We start from the raw sequence: 16947 nt of genomic DNA, 5'->3' as shown, positions 1-16947 counted from the left end.
GTTGGATTCGGTAAAGTAGGACATCCGGGTTCAGATGAGATTAAAACCGAGCGTCGCACCATCGGTAAAACGGATAGATATGGCTAAATGGCTCTGTTGAAATCCTTAGTGAGTTACAGGTTCAGCCGGTAGTTTGAGTAGATGCAGCCCCTCCCAAAGTCACGGTTGCTCCGATTTGTCGAGGAAGCATTTCAGTTAGCGCAACGTGCTGTAGCTCGATACTCCTCGAAGTTCTCGAAGCAACGCTACACGCTCCATCAGCACATCGTTCTTCTCTGTCTCAAAGTTCGAAAGGACACAACGTATCGAACACTCCTCGACGAACTCATCGAAATGCCCCGTATTCGGAACGCGATCAATCTCACTGAACTGCCTGCCCCATCAACACTGTGTAAAGCGTTCGATAGGCTCGATATGGCTGTCTGGCGAGTGCTGCTCAATCTCTCTGTTTCACTGCCCCCGACCAATGGCGTTGCGGGGATTGATGCTTCGGGATTCGACCGCAGTCACGCCTCAAAACACTACACGAAACGGGCTAAACTCACGATTCAGCAACTCAAAGTAACACTGCTGGTCGATTCCAAAGTGAATGCAGTCCTTGATTTACACGTGACGACGACACGAAAACACGATAGCCAGATCGCTCCGTCGTTGATCAAACGCAACCCCGAGACTATCGACATCCTGCTCGGGGACAAAGGCTACGACGACCAGAAAGTCAGACGGCTTGCCCGTCAACACGAGATTCGTCCACTAATCAAGCATCGTGAGTTCACATCGCTTCACAAGGCATGGAATGCACGCTTAGACGCCAATCTCTACGGCCAACGGAGTCAATCAGAGACAGTCAACTCAACACTCAAGCGGAAGTACGGCGCGTTCGTCCGGTCACGACGCTGGTGGAAGCAGTTCCGTGAACTCGCTCTTGCGTGTATCGTCCACAATCTTGACCAAGCAATCTAACGACCAGTACAGGGCATTTAGATAACGTTCACCCAAGAGGTGTAGATGGGCCGATAGCGCCTGCAATGAATACATCAGCAACAAATAGAAGGAAAGCAAACCACGGTTGAAACTTGTGTTCAGACGTGGTGGCAGAAGCGTGAACATAGGCGGCTAAGCTGACAACCATACTGATGAATTACATTCTGCCGATAAAAATCCCGTTATATCGTTGTTCAGTACGCACGTGTAGTGTTCAGTAGATTCACGTAAACAATTCTCTAAAGAAGAGGATTTCAACAGAGCCGGCTAAATCTGTCTTGTCTGATGGATAGCAGAAGCTATAGACTGATTGGATAGGTAGGCGAAGCTGTAATGTCGTGGTATATTCTCATACTCGCAGGCCTGTTCGAAATCGGCTGGGCAATCGGGCTTGAATATTCGGACGGACTCACGAAACCAGTGCCAACGGTCGGCACTATTGTCGCCCTCGTCATCAGTATGGTACTGTTGGCACAAGCCGTCAAAGATCTCCCAATCGGGACAGCATATGCTGTCTGGACAGGTATTGGTGCTGTCGGGACAGCCACGCTTGGAATCGTTCTCTTTGATGAACCCGCCGCTCTAGCCCGCATCTTATTCATCGGTGTGATTGTCGTCGGGATCGTTGGTCTACACGCTGTCTCGGGCGGGCACTAAACAGCTAATTATCACCACTCACACCTGAATCTACACGTATTGTAGTCAGTCTTCAAATCTCCTCTTGGACTTGACCACCCACAGCCATAAACGGATAGGGAGCGTATTTTCGTTGTATGACAAGTGAACGAGTAACCGAGCTCCTCCAGCGGGCATATAGTGACGAGATCGAGACCGTGATGAACTACTTGACGAACTCCATTGTCCTCGACGGAGTCAGTGCCGAAGAGGTAAAACAGAGTCTCGAAGCCGATGTTCAGGAGGAACTTAATCACGCCCAATTGTTGGGCAATCGGCTCAAGCAACTCGACGAGCGCCCGCCCGCGTCAGCTGATTTCGAAGCTCGTCAGGAGAGTCTTCAGCCGCCGGAGGACAGTACCGACGTCGTGTCGGTCATCGACGGAGTCTTAGACGCCGAAGAAGACGCCATCCAGATGTATCGCGACCTCATTACAGCCGCGACTGATGCCGATGACCCAGTCACCGAAGATCTCGCAGTCACAATTCTGAGCGACGAAGAGGCCCACCGTACGGAGTTCCGCGGCTTCAGACGCGAATACAAACAGGACTGAAGTGGTAACGACTACCCTCGTCGGTCTTTGCAGCGCTGTCAAAGGTCGAAATCGGCCGTCTAGGCCCTATTTATTCCCTCTCATCTCGTAACTGAGCCCCTTCTACAAAAGAGATACCTTACAATATATGAAATAAAAATCCCCATTTCAAAAATAAATTTTATTTCCTGACGTGGCCAGTCCCCGATAGGATCATCTCCTGCATTCTCAGAGTCGACGAATACGCTGGCGAAGGGAGGTATCGACCTCCGGTCCCCTAACCACATGCAGTTCCCTACCACAATGTGGTCGGAATCGGTCAATCACCTAATTCCATTTACACGGGGACGTCACAGACGTCAGGCGGAGTTCGGTCGGCTCCTGGGATTCCTTTGTTTCCACCACCTATTTGCAATGAGAGTCGGTACCAACGCTCGATGACCCCTCTTGAGATCAGCCTCCGCATCGGTGCGGGACTGTTCTTGATCCTGATCAACGCGTATTTCGTCGCCATCGAATTCGCGTTGACACGAGTCAGGCAGTACCCCAAATCGGAGTTCGATACACCTGGTCTGCGACGCGCGTGGGAGATGACCAACGACCTCGAATTGTACCTCACCACCTGCCAGATCTGGATTTCCGGAACTAGTATCGCGCTGGGGATCGTCGCTGAACCCGGCTTAGCTGCGCTCTTCGAGCCACTCTTTCAGGACACGTTCCTGGCATCCGTCGGTGCTGGTTCGCTGCTGGGCTTTTTCCTCATCAACATGGTCCACCTGACTCACGGCGAGCAGACGCCGACCTACCTCGGCGTCGAGCGGTCGAAGCAGGTCGCTCGGTACGGGGCTCGACCGCTGTACTGGTTCGCGTGGCTGATTTCACCCCTCATCAAGTTCGGTGACTGGGTTGCGAAAGGCACGCTCCGGCTGTTCGGTGTCGAAATGACCGGTGCGTGGCTCGAAACCGAGGAAGAAGTCCTGGAGACCAGGGCACAACTCCGAAGCCGACTCGGTGATATGCTCGAAGAAATCGAGGTTCCGGAAGAACGCCGTGACGAGGTTCTCAATGCGCTCGACATCGACGAGATCTCAGTCGAGGAAATTATGGTCTCGACCGAGGACATCGTCGCACTCTCTACGACAGTATCCATCGAGGAAAACTTCGATCGCATCCAACACACACCACATACTCGATTCCCGCTCGTGGGCGAGGAGTTGACTGACTTCCACGGTATCGTCTACGCCCCGTCGATCATCAACAACTTCGACGACCTCCAGGAGGGCGCAGTGACGTTCGAGGAGGTTGCAGCCCCGCCAATGACGCTGTCAGCGGATACGACTGTGAGCGACGCCTTCGATCAGTTCCAGGCACAGGGACAGGAGTTGGCACTCGTTGTCAGCGATGGTGAGGTGGTCGGATTACTCACTGCCACGGACACGCTCGAAGCCGTAATGGGACAGTTGGAAGACCCGCTCGATGACGAATATTTAGAGTAGAAACCTCTGACAGGCTCGACGGGAAAGTGGCAGATGATTCGGCGAATGTCCGGCCCCTGGTGGGAGTATTCGTCTGAATGGGTCGATATCTGTCGAATCGTGCCGGATACTACGTGTATAGAGCATACGGGCCAGCGAGAGAATACGATTTCTGGAAGTCGTACCTGTATTCGGCCTGTGAACGGGACTAGTCGTTCTGAACCCGAAGACGAGTCCACCTAAAACCGTGGCTGCTGCTACAGATCGTTCATGAGTTCGCCGTGCGTGTTTCGCGGACGAACTGTACCATTGCCACGAACAGGACGAGACAGATACCGATCATCAAACCCTGCGAGACCGTGGCGATAGTCGATTCGACCGGTTCACCCGTTAGCAACGAAATCACATCGGGGATGCCGCGCGTCGATCCGAGAGCCCCGACCACTGCCAGGAGGCCGATTCCATAGGCAGCAAGCCGTTGCCGTTCCGGGTTCTGGTGTCCCACCACCCCCAGGATAGCGACAAGAACTCCGAAGAAGGTTGGAATGAGCGCTGTGATACTCGCGAAGTCCGAGAGCACGTATGCGCCGATCCCTACGATGACGAGTACGACTCCGAGCGCGATTCCGAGCACGAACGTGGACGGGCTTGAACTCACCATATACGATATCCGTGTGAAGCAGGTGTATGCGTTTCTATACTGAGTTAACCGTTAGATGATTCGATCCAACTCGTGAGGGACACACGCAATGGCATCTCGAAAAAGCCATCCCTCCGAACGTCGGAACCGGGTATCTCACCATGGTATAGGAAGACAGACCTTCACCGTATTCCACTATACGGCCGTAGCACTGGAAAATCAACATTCTGCTGTTTTCTGAGGACCGTGCTACCCGATACGTGTTTGATCCAAAGAATCGATCGCTATGGAGAGAGGGTAAACCCATCCTCAGCCACGATCACGTCGCCGTCGAATACTGCCTCGGCATCTCGCCGCATCGATTCGAGATCACGGTACGGCATGATGTGCGTGAGAACGAGCGTCTGGACGCCAGCGTCCTGGGCGAGTTCTCCCGCGTCTGTGGCATCACAGTGATTGGCCGTCAGTGTCGACTGGTCCAGGTCTCGTTCTCCCTCGGCATACCGTTGCCAGACGAACTGGTCGTCCTCGTCCGGCACACGGTCCTTGTCGACCGGGGCAGTGTTACAGTCCTGCACGAGGACGTCTGCATCAGAAGCGAACTCTGCGAGCGACGGGATCTTCCGCGTGTCGCCGGAGAAGACGAACGACGAACCGGTTTCGTGTTCCTCGAAGCGGAATGCGTACGTCTCGATGGAATGTTCGACCGGGAGTGCGTCGACCTTCCAGCCGTTCATTTCTTGACTGAACTCCTCTGTCACAAGTTCGGTTTCGATGTTCGAGATGCCGTCAGTCGGATAGATGTCCTTGCGGTACTCGATGTCTTCCGCGTAGACGTCGTACAGCGCGTCGACGAGCCGGTCGGTGCCGTCGGGTCCGTACACGGTGAGCGATTCGCGGCCACCCTCGGTCCAACTCGTGAACGCGAAGTGGAAGAACGACGCGTTGTGGTCCAGGTGATGGTGGGTGAAGAACATCGTCTCGATCTCTCCAAATGGAATTCGCGCATCCATGAGGCCGTAGACGGTGTTTGGCCCACAGTCAATCAGAACGCGTTCGTCTGCGATGTCAACGACGATGCTCGTGCCACCACGCTCGGGAATTGGGATGGGACTTCCCGTACCGACGAGGGTGATTTCCATAGTTTTTCTACGGGACAAAGCCGTTTGTACGTTCGCACCGTCGCTTGGATCACAGGGTTCCTTCGACGGATAGGTACCACTGCTGTAGTGGGTCACGCTTCGCCGGGTCGGCCCCAGAAACTCGCAACTGGGCCCGAGATGACGAGACTGAGGAGTCCGAACGCAACGATGATGGTGAGCACGCCTGGGTCGCGGAAACTCGTCGTGGCGATGAGCAACGCGATGGCAACGTTTCGCGCGGCAGTCGTCGTGGCGAGGACTTCCCGCGTGCCTTTACCTGGTCCACCGAGGGCGTATCCGAGGAGTAACGCAGCGCCGACGACAGCGACCGAGATGAACAGTGTCCCGGTACCGACGAGTTGGCGCATTTCGCCGGCATAGACGAGCGTCAAGAGGATAATCAGGAGAACGAGCAAGACGGTTGAGAGTCCCTGGATCGGTGGATGCAATCGCGTTGCAATTGACTGAAAGCGCGCCTTGACGCCGAGGCCACCGATCAGAGGGATCAGCTGCGTCACGACAACGATTCGGGCGATTCCGAGCGGGTCAGCTGAGACATCGCCGGGCATGAGGAGTGCCACCGTAATCGGTATCGTCGCGACGGAGACGACACCCAGAGCAGCCATCAGCCCGCTCGCGAACGCGACGTCGCTGTTCGAGATCTCGGCTAGTTTCGGACCAAAGGGTGCTCCCGGGGCCATGGCGATCAACAGGAGTCCGACGACGTGACCGGTCTCCATCGGAACAGCAAGGACGAATGCGAACGCCAGCAGCGGAACGAGGACGAGATTCACGAGCAGTGATTTCGCCAGCAGCCACCGTTGTCCGAGTGATATGAGGATCTCGTCGGTCGTCAACGCAAGCCCCATCGAAAGCATCGTCGCGAGCACGAAGACGACTGTCACAAAATCGATGACTGCGGTGACTGTTATCGGTCCCATTTGTCTATGAACTCGTTTCTCGATTTGGAGAGAAAAGTGGCCTGTATATCGATTTCACCGCTTTTTATCGATGGTCTACGCGTTCACTCATATCTGCTGGGATACCTTATTTGCCGAATAGGAAACCATCGATTTTCGAATTCGCCCGTCCGGATTGCAGTCGGCGTCTAGCATATGAACGACCTACTCGGTGACCTTGATCAGACATAGGTACTCGAGAATTTGTGAGTCCATTTCTGAGGACTGTAACCGTGAGTGGAAATCAGAATTTGTCCAGATTCATCCGAACACTACGCGGCTCTTACAGCCTCGGTCAGTTCGTCGTAGTCGGGTTCGTTCGTCGGATCGTCGGCAACCCAATCGTAGGTAATCGTCCTGTCCTCGTCGACGACGAACACCGCCCGATTTGCGACGTCGTAGAGCCCGAGCGGCTCGATGTTGATTTCGAGATCGTATGCCCGGATGGCGTCGCCGGCCATGTCGCTGACGAGGTCGAATTCGATCCCGTGTTCCTCGCGGAACGCACCCTGAGAGAACGGGGAGTCGGCGCTCACGCCGAAGACAGTTGCGCCACCCTCCCCGAACTCATCGATTCGCTCCTGGAGCGCGACCATCTCGTTCGTACACGGAGGTGTGAACGCCCCAGGGAAGAAGGCGAGAACGACTGGATCAGTACCGATGTGATCTTCGAAGTTGAACGGTTCGTGGTCGCTCGTGCCGAGCGTTGCAGTGAACGTCGGTGCAGTGTCTCCTTGGGAAACCATCGAGATTCACTTCGAGCCGTCGGGTGAAAAATGCCGGCCCGAACATACTCTGTGTGAGTTCCTCACGAGGAGTACATCTGCTGCCAGCACGGGTCAGAAAAGCAGATGTCTGTGAGGTGGCCGTTAGGCGGTCTGTCGGGGCGCAGTACGGTCTGATTCGGTTCCGCGCTCGAACGACTTGACAATTCGTTCCTCGGCGCGGTGCAGAATCTCTGAACACGTCGACTTCGCCATGTCCAGTGACGCTGCGAGGTCCTCCTGCGTACACTGTCGTGGGGAGTCGTAGTATCCCCGTCTCAAGGCAGCTTCGATCAGTCGTTGCTGCTTGTTGGTCAGGATTCGATCGAACTCAGGCTTGGCGTGGATGTGCTCGACGACGTATCCGACCTCCGACTCATCCAGCGCCGACCCAAGCGTCGATAACCTGTTTCGCGTCGTGGTCAGTTTCCATTCGACCTGGCCGTTCTGGATTTCGAAGGGCATCTCCACTGGGACGCCCGCTTTGTCGAGAACGTCCAAGAGAATCGGTTTGTCCGCCTCGATCTGGAGGAGAGCTCGATTCGGCTCTTGGTGGAACACCTCCACAGTGTGTACAGGGTCGAACGACCGGATCGATTCGATAATCTCCGTTGGCTTCTCTGCCAGTAGCTCGACGAATCCAACGCCGACGGCGTCGGCAGACTGAGCAGATCGAACACGAAATTCTGCTGAAGGATGGTTTCGTGAGACGGTACCAATCCAAGTTCGCTTCGGGATCGTCAGGGTCAGTGAAGCACACACCATTTTAGGTAAACCTAAAATCGGTTAGCTATTAAAAGCATCTCCGAACATGTGCGAGTGACTGTGCGACCAAAATCGATCCCGAGGAGATTCCTCTGAACAAACGCTACTATCGCCAGATAACGGTGACGACCTGCTCGTCGCCTTCGATCGTCTCGTACGTGTAGCCCCGGTCGTCCAGTTGCGGATAGAGGTGCTGGGGTGCGCGGTCGTTCCGCTGGACGAGTACCACCTCGTCGTCGAGGTCAGCAAGCCGTTCGAGCGTGTTCTTCAGTGGTTGTGGCGGCGGTAGCTCTCTGGCATCGATGGTTTCAGTCGGTCGGTCAGTTGGTGCTCCGACTTCCTCCACGTACGAAGCAATCTCTGGCATAACTGCTCGTCAGGGCGAGATAGGCAAACACCTTAACCCGAATCTATTCAGGAGGTCCGATGGACGAGGGAAGATCACGTCCTGGTATTGATACGTGGGAATCGGCCTGGTATTTATCGCATTTGCCCCCGTATATCGGAATGGAAACTATGTCTAGTACCCACGACGACCACGACCACGACCACGACGCACAGCCCGTCACTGACCGAATTCACGACAACTCGTGGTCAGCGAACCTCGAGAAACCGGAACACGCCGACGATAGGCAACTGGTGGTCGACCAGGCCCTTTCGGCGATCGAACACACCGCCCCCGGCAACCACGTGAACCTCGTCACACACGCCAACCACGGTCATCCAGAGGGCTACCTCTACGACGTATTAGAGAGCGAAGGTGGTGACGACGTGGAGTGGGAATACATAGAACAGTGTGGTTGCGGGGGACACGTCGTCAGAGTTCACGTTTCGTAGCGGTCGTCAGCAGGGATCTTTCGACCGGCTCAATTTCTCTGGAAACGAAGACTAAGTGACTCCCCATTTCCTGTCCGAATCCATACTCGCTTGAATATATTCGGAGAACCAACCACGCTCCCCGGGACCGTACGATTACCTATGCCTGGGTTCCCATCTCCGTTCGGCGGCGAGGACGACGAGCTCTTCGATCCCTACGATGAGTTCGTCTCCGATAACGTCCCGATGCCAGGGCCGTTTCTCGACGAACACAATATCCTGGCTGGGTTGGACCACGTCATCTTCCACAGATTGACGCGTGAACTCTTTGAGGAGCGGAAGGTATACGACATGACGTTCAACTATAACCTCGCACGGTTGAACCTCGATACGCGCCATCCCGGCGCAGGGTATCGGTATGCGGTGGAATCACCCGATGTTGACGACGCCATCGACGCCGACGACATCGATAGCGTCTTGCGGGCTGAATTCACCCCCACGACGCCATTTTGTCCGCAGACGCACACGCTGACAATCGGATCGTTCAGGGCCTGGAACGGCCTGTCTGATCGTCACGAGTACGACCTCGTTCGCGTCCGGGCGGCGCCGATGCACCACCAGAGCGAAGCGATCAACGAACAACTCGCAGAACTCGAAACGACGTTCCTTGAGGAGGGCGACCCCGAAGCCGAACCGACCGAAGCCCGTGAAGTCGGCTCAAACCCGATGGAGCGCGCGATGAAGGAGGAGGGGACCAGCCGCGGTCCTCAGGCACCGTTCTGAGACGAAGGCGGGGGTAACGGTACCCACATCGGGGGCAGTAGCATGAACATTTTCGCATCGACACTGACCTCCCCACCCAACCAATGATTCAACATGGCAGTGACGAAAACGCTCCCCAAAGGATGGCAACTTCGACACAAACAGCAGTATCGTGATTCGTTCATCGAGCGCGACTACACTCGGATCGCGTATTCGGACGGCGATCGGACCATCTACATCAACGACATCCAAGAACCCAATTCGTTCGAAGGCTGGCGGTTTCTGGTTCGGGTCCAGGGTACTGACAACCGGCAACTCGGTATTACCGAGGATCTCTCGGAGGCCGAGACGATCGCACGCGAGTATATGAGGGAGTGATCGAATGCGACACCATCTCTCGAACGCAACGGCGACGTATACAGCGATAGCAGGCGACGACCAGTAGGATGCTCGCCGCTAGCGAAGCGACGGATGGCGTTGGTCCGTACGACCGCCGATACGCAGCTGTGACTGAATATATTCGGAGGCATCGACTCACAGGTCCATCACGAAAGCGTAGACGATGAGTGTCGTTCCTGGGAACCTGGAGACGGAGAAGCAGCCCCCGATGACCGTCCCGTTACGACACTTCGTCGTGGCTATCGGGTTCTTGTTTCTCGGGGGAGTTGCCGGCCTAGCAAACGCCTTCGGAATAGGATCGGGGCTCCTCCCGCTCGCTCACATTCACCTGCTGCTGGCGGGGTGGGTCTGTATCACGATTATGGGTGCGATGACCCAGTTCGTGCCCGTTTGGTCCGGCGTCACGCTCCACAGTCGCCGGCTCGCGACCGTCCAACTGTGGATTGTCGGTATCGGACTGGTTGGTTTTGCGGTCGCACTGACCGGCGGCTGGCTTCGGCTCACGCCGGTCTTCGGTACCTTGATGGCCATCGGTTTCTGGGTGTTCGTCTACAACATCGCCCGGACGCTGGTCACCATCGACGGTCGGTACGACGTGACCGAACGACACTTTGCGTTCGCACTCGCGTTCTTCGTGGCGCTCACGCTTCTCGGCGTGGCACTTGCGGTCGATTTCGTTCGACCGCTGTTCGTCCCAGTTGGACTTTCACGCGTCGATGTCGTCTCGGCCCACGCCACGCTTGCTATTTACGGCGCCGTTCTGACGACGGTCCTCGGTGCGCTCTATCAGTTGGGAACGATGTTCACCCAGACTGACCTCCACGGAATCGACACGTACCTCCAGGGCTTCGAGGAGGTATTCTACCCGATCGGCGTGGTCGCTCTGGCGACCGGTCGGCTGGTCGGTCACGTTGCGCTCGCCCGCGTGGGGGCGCTCCTGATTCTCGGTGGAATCGGGTGTATGAGCGTCGTCCTTGCCCGTCGTCTCTACGAAACCCAGGTCCCGTGGACGCCGATGCTCTCACGGTACACTGTCGCGGCAGCGGCGATGGCTGCGTGGGTCCTCGCGACTGTTCCGGTATGGATCGTCGATCCGGTCGCGCCGACAACCCGATTCGGCGCCCCGGGAGCCACACACCTGCTCGGACTCGGCGTAATCGGCTTCGTCGTCCTCGGAACGATCTACCATATCGTTCCCTTCATCGTCTGGGTGCACCACTACAGCGATCGCCTCGGCTACGAGGCCGTGCCGATGATCGACGACCTCTACGACGACAGGCTGGCAGCCCTCGACCTCGGTCTGTTCACGATCGGCGGCCTCGCGCTCATTGTCGCGGATTGGACGACTCTCTCGTCACTCCTCGCAGGGGTTGGCGGTCTCTTGATCGTTGCTGGCATTCTTGTGTTCAGCTGGAACATGGGTTCCGTGATTCGAACCCACAGTCCGAACGGGCTCGTGGGTGTACTCGTTCCTGACGTGTCACGGGGCTCGTCGACCGACACCACGTCGGAGGACCCACGGTGAGTGGCACGAAGATTCCTCGGACTACATCGATGCACTCGACCGAGACTCGTACTTGCCCGGGAGTACTCGAAAGTGTACAGCAAATTGTACCGCTCATCAGAGCTAACATCCCGCTTCATTCAGAGGCAAGGTTCATGTAGTTCGTCCGTCACTTATACTGAATATCTTGGATGTGGACCACTTACCAGTAATCTCAACGAGGCTTTTTTTTGTGATTGACTTCACTCCAACAGGTGGCCTGCGACGATACCGTTTAGCTGTCTGAAATAAAGTTCGTCGTCGTGCCAGAATGGTTGAGTCCCACTTAGGTCTTCCTCGGCATCCTTCCGAATCATTTCTCTGGCTTCCGTAGCCCGCGGTTCGGGCGTCTGTGCGTTGGATAACCAGCTCTCGACGTTTTGTACCACTGAGTCCGTCCGTAGATGATCTATTTCTATTCTCTGTTCAGTAAATACGTGTATCAATTCACTAATCGAAAGGGCCCGGACGTGTGAGGGATCGCGGAGACGCTCGAATGTATTGTGGTATTCAGCCCGGTCCGAATGTTCGCTGACAACCAGATCTCCGACGGCGAGAGTTCCATTCGGTCGACAGACACGAGCCATCTCCTGAACGACATAGTCGGGATGCTCGACGTGATGGAGCGCCAAACGGCAAACAACAACGTCAAACGAGTTAGCAGGACACGGAATAGCCTCAGCATCACCCCTGATGAAGGCGACGTTCTCTGTTTCGCTATCTCGCTTCTTCTCTTGAGCGATCTCGAGTGGGGCTTTTGTTAGATCTAATCCAACCACCTCTGCACAGTGATCACCGAAGCTGAATGCTACGTGGCCGGGACCGGTGGCAACTTCGAGCACGCGATCACTCGAGTCAACTCCAGTTGCTTCGACTAATCGGGCAATCCACTCTGGATCAGTTACCGACGCGTTCTCCGCGTATGCAGCAGCCTGTTTCGTGAACGCACGACGAACAGTACGCTTATGCTCGGATGGGTTAGGCATTCTGATTCACCGTCACTGGTTCCAGAGATAGTTGGGACGCTATAATAACCTGTACAGTAGTAGTTGTCAGACTTATATGGACGGTTGAGGAAACCGGTCACTCCCGCTCAGCCGGCGTGGATACCAACGAGTCGTCTCGTCAGTACGTAAGCGTAGATACTCGTGCCCACGATACCGAGCGTGGCACCGACGTCTCCTACCACCGGTGCGCCGAGTAGTGGTTCTACCGCTCGCAGTACGACTCCGAACCCGAGTGTGACGAGTGTCGCGAGACCGATACGGTCGCTCGCACCAGTGAACTGGCCCGTTCCGATCGGGAAGAACTCGTATGCATAGCCGATGATCGTCAACAGGAGAAACCCGTCGAGTACGAGTGGGACGTGTGCTTCGAGCAGCCAGGCGTCCTCCCCACTGATTGCAACCGTCGCGGCGACGAATACACCCCCAGCCCCTGCGAAAGCGCCTGCCAGGACGCCGAGGAGACCAACGCGTCGGCGGTCAGTCCGAACTGCGACGATAGCCACCATCCCGAGATAGCATATCACGCTGAACGATAGAACGACGGCACCCACCTGGAACAGTGGCCCCCTCCAGAAGCTACCGGCGATGAGGGCGGGAGCGACGACACCTCCACCGAGGGCACCCCACGTGAGTGGCCGTGGCGGGACGACGTGGAAGAAACCGACGAGGAGTCGCGTGCCCAGGCTGATGATCAACAGTGCCGCGAAGCCAACAGCGTAGAAGTGCACGACGCCGGGAATAGATGTGGCGGGAATCACCGGAATGCTTGACGCCCTCGCGAGGAGTGCGATGGTACCGATAGCTAGGTATAGAATCGCGAACGGGACTGTCGCGGTGGCGGCACGCGTCGAACGTTGCGGGCGGTCCCTGCTGCGGATCACCACGCTCGGATCCGCCCGAAGGACAGGAACGATTGTCGCACCCAGTGCGGCCAGGAAACAAGCGACACCGAGACTCCAGAGGCTAGCACCAGCTGTGACGAGTGGTCGGGGAAGGGTCGTCAGCTGTCCGGCCACGAGTACGGCAGCGCCGGCGTACGAGATGACGAGGTGGACGCCGGGAAGCCGGGGTGTTGCGAGGGTCGTTCCGACGTACGCCGGGAGCAACAGGTACGCCATACCGAAGGTCATCGGCAGGACGGCCCCCAGCAGCCCAAACAACCCGATCGATCGAATTGGCCAATCGAGCAGATACGTCGTCTGGAGGCCGACCATCCCGAGAGCGCTGGCGACGGCAAACGCATGCGTCCAGCGACTGACGCCACCAGCTCGGTTCACGAGCGTTGCCGACGAGGCCGATCACAATAAGCTAATTGCGCCGGCCCGCCGGTGCTACTGCTCTGCGTCGCCCTCGTTCGAGACGGGACACTTCCGGCAGAGTCAGGAGCCATAGCAACCCGTGTCCGATCCATCTCGGTACGGAATCCGAATAGATCCATCCAGGAGAGATGACGATCAGGAATTTCGAGATTCTACACCGTCCGATAGTTTCGTCTCCGCTTCAACGAAGAGGACGTTGTTCTCCTTGTGGACGTGTTCGTGTGTGTCTCGCTCGAGGGCATCGAGACGCTCGACCATGCTCTCGTAACTCGGACACGCGTCGGCCGGGACGGTGTACCCGTCCGTTAATTCCGCGATGAGATCCAGCAGTTCTGCCGTTTCCTCGTGGTCCGCCTCCATCTCCTCGATTACCTCCCGAAGTCGTCGGCGTTCCGCATCGGAGAGCGAATCCCCACGGTCGAGCTTCTCGATGATCGGGAAAACTTCCTCTTCTTCCTCCCGAATGTGTTCCTTCATCGCTGGCGCGAGGTCGAGATATGCTGCTTGGAGCGCCTCCAGTTCGGGATGGTTCTCTCCGTGGACGCGAGCGACCTTTCTGACGAGCCCCTCCAGTGCCGGCAGTTCCTCACGCAGGTACTGGTGGTGGGTTTCGACGACGTCGTCGATCAGTTCCGCGAGGTCGTCCCAGTCAATCGCTTGAGCGTCGTCTGTCTGGACGTCGGCGAGTTCTTCGCGGACATCGTCCAGATTGACCCCGGCCTGATTACACGCCATCGCAAGGGAGGCATCCCCACCACAGCAGTAGTCGATACCCGCTGCCTCGAAAACACGGGTGTAGGATGGTACCTCACGGGCGAGTTCCCCTATCGGTCGCTGTGGATCAATGGTCGCGTTGGACATCTCGGATCTACGTGATGATCGCGTCCGTAGGTTCTTGAGGGTGAAGCCGAACATTGCCGGACTACGAGCCACCAGCGGTCGTAGGAAGTCCATGAATACGGGGTCGGCGATATTGCTCCTCGAATTCGTGCGCATCCCCCTCGATCAATCTACGCGTGATTCAAGATACTCACGCAGGACGACGGCGTTATTGTGATCCCGGTCAGTAGCGGCGTACAGCAACGTCAGCTGATCGTCCTTGGCGACGTCGAGAACACGTTCGACGGCGTCGTCCTTCTGTTCGAGTTCCGAGACGTACCGCTCTTTGAACTCCGTCCATCGGTCTGGGTCGTGGTCGTACCACGTCCGGAGCCCGTCGGACGGCGCAACCTCCTTGATCCACGCATCGAGTTGCGCCTCCTCCTTCGAAACTCCCCGAGGCCAAAGCCGGTCAACGAGCACCCGCGTTGTATCGTTGTCAGGGTCGTCGTAGATCCGTTTCGTAATGATCTTCATAGAAAGCTCCTCATCGGCCTGGGACTTGATGGTCACGTCTATTCGGACGTCTTCAGGGAAATGGCGCGACGTCACGTGAACGAATTCGGGAGAGAGACTTCATCGTCGGAGAGTCGACGGAAACGTATGGCAACCGAAATCACCTCGACAGCCACCGGACTTGTCGGGGCGAGCGTCGGTCGGCGTACGGGGCAGTATCTGTTGGCAATTGATTGGCTATCCGAGGACACCGACCGAGTGGCGCCTGGTGAGATTGCGGCCCGTCTGGACGTTAGCGGAGCGAGCGTCACGGAAATGGGTTCGAAGCTAGAGGACGCAGGGCTGGTGACAGTGAAGAAATACACTGGCGTGAAGCTGACCGATAAAGGCAGCGAGGTCGCTCGTGAACTCGCCTGGCGACTCTGCGTCGTCGAGAATTTTTTCGAGGCGGAACTCTCCGCGGATCTCGACGATGAGCAGTCCTACGAAATCGGCTATACGCTTCCTCCTGAGGCTATCAAGCGATTGCGTGATCTGGTCGACCATCCCTGCATCGAACGCTGCCGACAGACGAGACAGGACTACGATGGGTGTCGCATCGCATAGCGGGTTCGTTCGAACATAATCGGGGTCGTGTATTGGACGACCCGTCATCAATTTGGTTCCATGAGTGCCGACCTAGACACAGATGCAGACGAAGTACTCGATGTCCGAAAGATAGACGGTCAACCGTTCGATCCGATTATGACCGCACTTGGCGAACTTCCCGAGGGAGAGACGCTGTTGCTCGTCAACAGTTTCGAACCCGAACCGCTGTATGAGGTCCTGACTGAGCGCGGGTTCGAGTACGAAACTGAGCAGCGTGGTCCGGGCCAGTGGCATGTCCGTATTGAACACGCTTGAGGGAACGACCAGACTCTTGCTGCATACGGTTCTATCGCGTCGCTCAACGGGGGGTAACAACGAGGTGGTCATCCGTTCGTCCAATATCCGGGACTGACTCTCGACGTGGGTCGAAGGCCGTATACGCAAACGCCTGCCAGAGGACCCGCTCGGGATACGGACGCTCTTCGAGACTGACGCCCAGATCGGTGGCGAGAGCGGCGTGATCGAGCTCTCCATTCTGGAGGGGGACGGCGAGTGGATTCGACAGCGACGCGAGGTCGAGGTCGAACGAGGGGAACAACCGGTCGGAAGCGTTCGAAACTGGATGGTGTATCTCGCGGCGGCCAGGATAGCGAACCGACAGTTCGGGTGTGATCTCCTCGGGTTCGTCATCGCTGATCCGCTCCACGATGTGTGGTGACAGTTCGATCCGCTGTCGGCCACCTACTGCCACTTCAACGTCGTCACCGTCCACCGCGAGACGGATCGAGTCGGGAGTCACGTCGACGATACGGAGATTGGGAGCTTCGTAATCTCGAACGTGTGCCATACTCGCATCGCCACCCGCTGTCCCGTCGACCACGATCGCGACGCCAGTCGCTAGTTCCGTCGTAAGGCCTCGAATTCCGACAGCGGTTTCGGAACAACCGACGAGATCGTGAGTGGTCGCGTACACGAACGACCAGTCGGTAGCTGGCGGCGACGAATCACGGAGGGCAGACCGCCAATAGAAGACTCGCTCTCTCGAACCATCGGTATACGGAACGGCGTCGGGGAAGAATTCTGTATTAAGTGTCGTCGGATCCAAGTCAGGGTGCTCGAGTACGAACTCGGCATAAGGAACCGTTCGAACGACCGGTTTCCGATCGTCGACATCCGGATGACGCCGCCAGCTGATCGAAGTCGTCGACGTTCCAGCCTCTCCCTTCATATATGCGGCTTCA

21 protein-coding genes are annotated in these 16947 nt (G+C 56.8%); 10 read left to right on the top strand and 11 right to left on the bottom strand.

Going from position 1 to position 16947, the window contains the following annotated elements; all coding sequences use genetic code 11:
* The first annotated feature begins 141 nt into the window (after nucleotides 1-141).
* From ACFQE9_RS01625 to ACFQE9_RS01610, 4 genes are all read left to right on the top strand, one after another.
* Nucleotides 142-963, top strand: a complete 822-nt coding sequence (locus ACFQE9_RS01625; protein WP_379739359.1) for an IS5 family transposase — start codon at nucleotides 142-144, stop codon at nucleotides 961-963.
* Nucleotides 964-1317: 354 nt separating this feature from the next.
* A complete protein-coding gene (sugE, locus tag ACFQE9_RS01620) occupies nucleotides 1318-1641 on the top strand; it encodes a quaternary ammonium compound efflux SMR transporter SugE (protein ID WP_006667205.1) in 324 nt (107 codons plus the stop codon).
* 116 nt (nucleotides 1642-1757) lie between these two features.
* Complete coding sequence (locus ACFQE9_RS01615) at nucleotides 1758-2213, top strand: ferritin-like domain-containing protein (protein ID WP_006667206.1); 456 nt, start codon at nucleotides 1758-1760, stop codon at nucleotides 2211-2213.
* 416 nt (nucleotides 2214-2629) lie between these two features.
* Nucleotides 2630-3688 carry a CNNM domain-containing protein gene (locus ACFQE9_RS01610; protein ID WP_006667207.1) on the top strand — a complete coding sequence of 353 codons (1059 nt, stop codon included), beginning with the start codon at nucleotides 2630-2632 and terminating at the stop codon, nucleotides 3686-3688.
* 247 nt (nucleotides 3689-3935) lie between these two features.
* Here the strand turns inward: ACFQE9_RS01610 and ACFQE9_RS01605 are convergent, their stop codons facing one another.
* From ACFQE9_RS01605 to ACFQE9_RS01580, 6 genes are all read right to left on the bottom strand, one after another.
* Nucleotides 3936-4328 (bottom strand): hypothetical protein, encoded by a 393-nt coding sequence (locus ACFQE9_RS01605; RefSeq protein WP_006667208.1) that lies wholly within the window; start codon nucleotides 4326-4328, stop codon nucleotides 3936-3938.
* Nucleotides 4329-4591: 263 nt separating this feature from the next.
* Nucleotides 4592-5449: an MBL fold metallo-hydrolase gene (locus ACFQE9_RS01600; RefSeq protein ID WP_006667209.1), complete on the bottom strand. Its 858-nt coding sequence runs from the start codon at nucleotides 5447-5449 to the stop codon at nucleotides 4592-4594.
* A gap of 92 nt (nucleotides 5450-5541) precedes the next feature.
* Nucleotides 5542-6390, bottom strand: coding sequence for a bile acid:sodium symporter family protein (locus ACFQE9_RS01595; RefSeq protein WP_006667210.1), 849 nt, complete (start codon nucleotides 6388-6390; stop codon nucleotides 5542-5544).
* 290 nt (nucleotides 6391-6680) lie between these two features.
* On the bottom strand, nucleotides 6681-7154 hold the full coding sequence (locus tag ACFQE9_RS01590; RefSeq protein WP_006667211.1) for a redoxin domain-containing protein: 474 nt from the start codon (nucleotides 7152-7154) through the stop codon (nucleotides 6681-6683).
* Nucleotides 7155-7277: 123 nt separating this feature from the next.
* A complete protein-coding gene (locus ACFQE9_RS01585; protein ID WP_006667212.1) occupies nucleotides 7278-7937 on the bottom strand; it encodes a helix-turn-helix domain-containing protein in 660 nt (219 codons plus the stop codon).
* A gap of 106 nt (nucleotides 7938-8043) precedes the next feature.
* The gene (locus ACFQE9_RS01580) at nucleotides 8044-8304 is read right to left on the bottom strand and encodes a DUF2249 domain-containing protein (protein ID WP_006667213.1); all 261 of its coding nucleotides are present in this window, start codon (nucleotides 8302-8304) and stop codon (nucleotides 8044-8046) included.
* Between the two features lie 149 nt (nucleotides 8305-8453).
* Between ACFQE9_RS01580 and ACFQE9_RS01575 the strand changes: the two genes are divergently transcribed.
* The 4 genes from ACFQE9_RS01575 to ACFQE9_RS01560 all read left to right on the top strand — a co-directional run bounded on the left by ACFQE9_RS01575 (nucleotide 8454) and on the right by ACFQE9_RS01560 (nucleotide 11439).
* Nucleotides 8454-8774: a CGCGG family putative rSAM-modified RiPP protein gene (locus tag ACFQE9_RS01575; protein ID WP_049904002.1), complete on the top strand. Its 321-nt coding sequence runs from the start codon at nucleotides 8454-8456 to the stop codon at nucleotides 8772-8774.
* Between the two features lie 141 nt (nucleotides 8775-8915).
* Nucleotides 8916-9536, top strand: coding sequence for a hypothetical protein (locus ACFQE9_RS01570; protein ID WP_006667215.1), 621 nt, complete (start codon nucleotides 8916-8918; stop codon nucleotides 9534-9536).
* Nucleotides 9537-9629: 93 nt separating this feature from the next.
* Nucleotides 9630-9893: a hypothetical protein gene (locus tag ACFQE9_RS01565; protein WP_273739172.1), complete on the top strand. Its 264-nt coding sequence runs from the start codon at nucleotides 9630-9632 to the stop codon at nucleotides 9891-9893.
* Nucleotides 9894-10077: 184 nt separating this feature from the next.
* A complete protein-coding gene (locus ACFQE9_RS01560) occupies nucleotides 10078-11439 on the top strand; it encodes a heme-copper oxidase family protein (RefSeq protein WP_006667217.1) in 1362 nt (453 codons plus the stop codon).
* A 221-nt stretch (nucleotides 11440-11660) separates the two neighbouring features.
* Here the strand turns inward: ACFQE9_RS01560 and ACFQE9_RS01555 are convergent, their stop codons facing one another.
* The 4 genes from ACFQE9_RS01555 to ACFQE9_RS01540 all read right to left on the bottom strand — a co-directional run bounded on the left by ACFQE9_RS01555 (nucleotide 11661) and on the right by ACFQE9_RS01540 (nucleotide 15175).
* Complete coding sequence (locus ACFQE9_RS01555; protein WP_083873416.1) at nucleotides 11661-12443, bottom strand: class I SAM-dependent methyltransferase; 783 nt, start codon at nucleotides 12441-12443, stop codon at nucleotides 11661-11663.
* 107 nt (nucleotides 12444-12550) lie between these two features.
* Nucleotides 12551-13678: a hypothetical protein gene (locus ACFQE9_RS01550; protein ID WP_379739349.1), complete on the bottom strand. Its 1128-nt coding sequence runs from the start codon at nucleotides 13676-13678 to the stop codon at nucleotides 12551-12553.
* A gap of 240 nt (nucleotides 13679-13918) precedes the next feature.
* Nucleotides 13919-14779, bottom strand: a complete 861-nt coding sequence (gene ric / locus ACFQE9_RS01545; RefSeq protein WP_379739346.1) for an iron-sulfur cluster repair di-iron protein — start codon at nucleotides 14777-14779, stop codon at nucleotides 13919-13921.
* Between the two features lie 9 nt (nucleotides 14780-14788).
* Nucleotides 14789-15175 (bottom strand): DUF488 domain-containing protein, encoded by a 387-nt coding sequence (locus ACFQE9_RS01540; RefSeq protein WP_304450016.1) that lies wholly within the window; start codon nucleotides 15173-15175, stop codon nucleotides 14789-14791.
* Nucleotides 15176-15265: 90 nt separating this feature from the next.
* On the opposite strand from ACFQE9_RS01540, the gene ACFQE9_RS01535 reads away from it, so the two are divergent.
* The gene (locus ACFQE9_RS01535; protein ID WP_379739343.1) at nucleotides 15266-15724 is read left to right on the top strand and encodes a metal-dependent transcriptional regulator; all 459 of its coding nucleotides are present in this window, start codon (nucleotides 15266-15268) and stop codon (nucleotides 15722-15724) included.
* 60 nt (nucleotides 15725-15784) lie between these two features.
* A complete protein-coding gene (locus ACFQE9_RS01530) occupies nucleotides 15785-16021 on the top strand; it encodes a DUF2249 domain-containing protein (protein ID WP_304450014.1) in 237 nt (78 codons plus the stop codon).
* 43 nt (nucleotides 16022-16064) lie between these two features.
* On the opposite strand, the gene ACFQE9_RS01525 is transcribed toward ACFQE9_RS01530, so the two are convergent.
* Nucleotides 16065-16934 carry a hypothetical protein gene (locus ACFQE9_RS01525; RefSeq protein ID WP_304450013.1) on the bottom strand — a complete coding sequence of 290 codons (870 nt, stop codon included), beginning with the start codon at nucleotides 16932-16934 and terminating at the stop codon, nucleotides 16065-16067.
* Nucleotides 16935-16947: the final 13 nt, after the last annotated feature.

This window comes from Halopenitus salinus (assembly GCF_042662125.1).
Classification (GTDB): Archaea; Halobacteriota; Halobacteria; order Halobacteriales; family Haloferacaceae; genus Halopenitus; species Halopenitus salinus.
The sequence above is the reverse complement of the archived record's forward strand: the minus strand, read 5'-3'. Positions and strand labels throughout refer to the sequence as shown.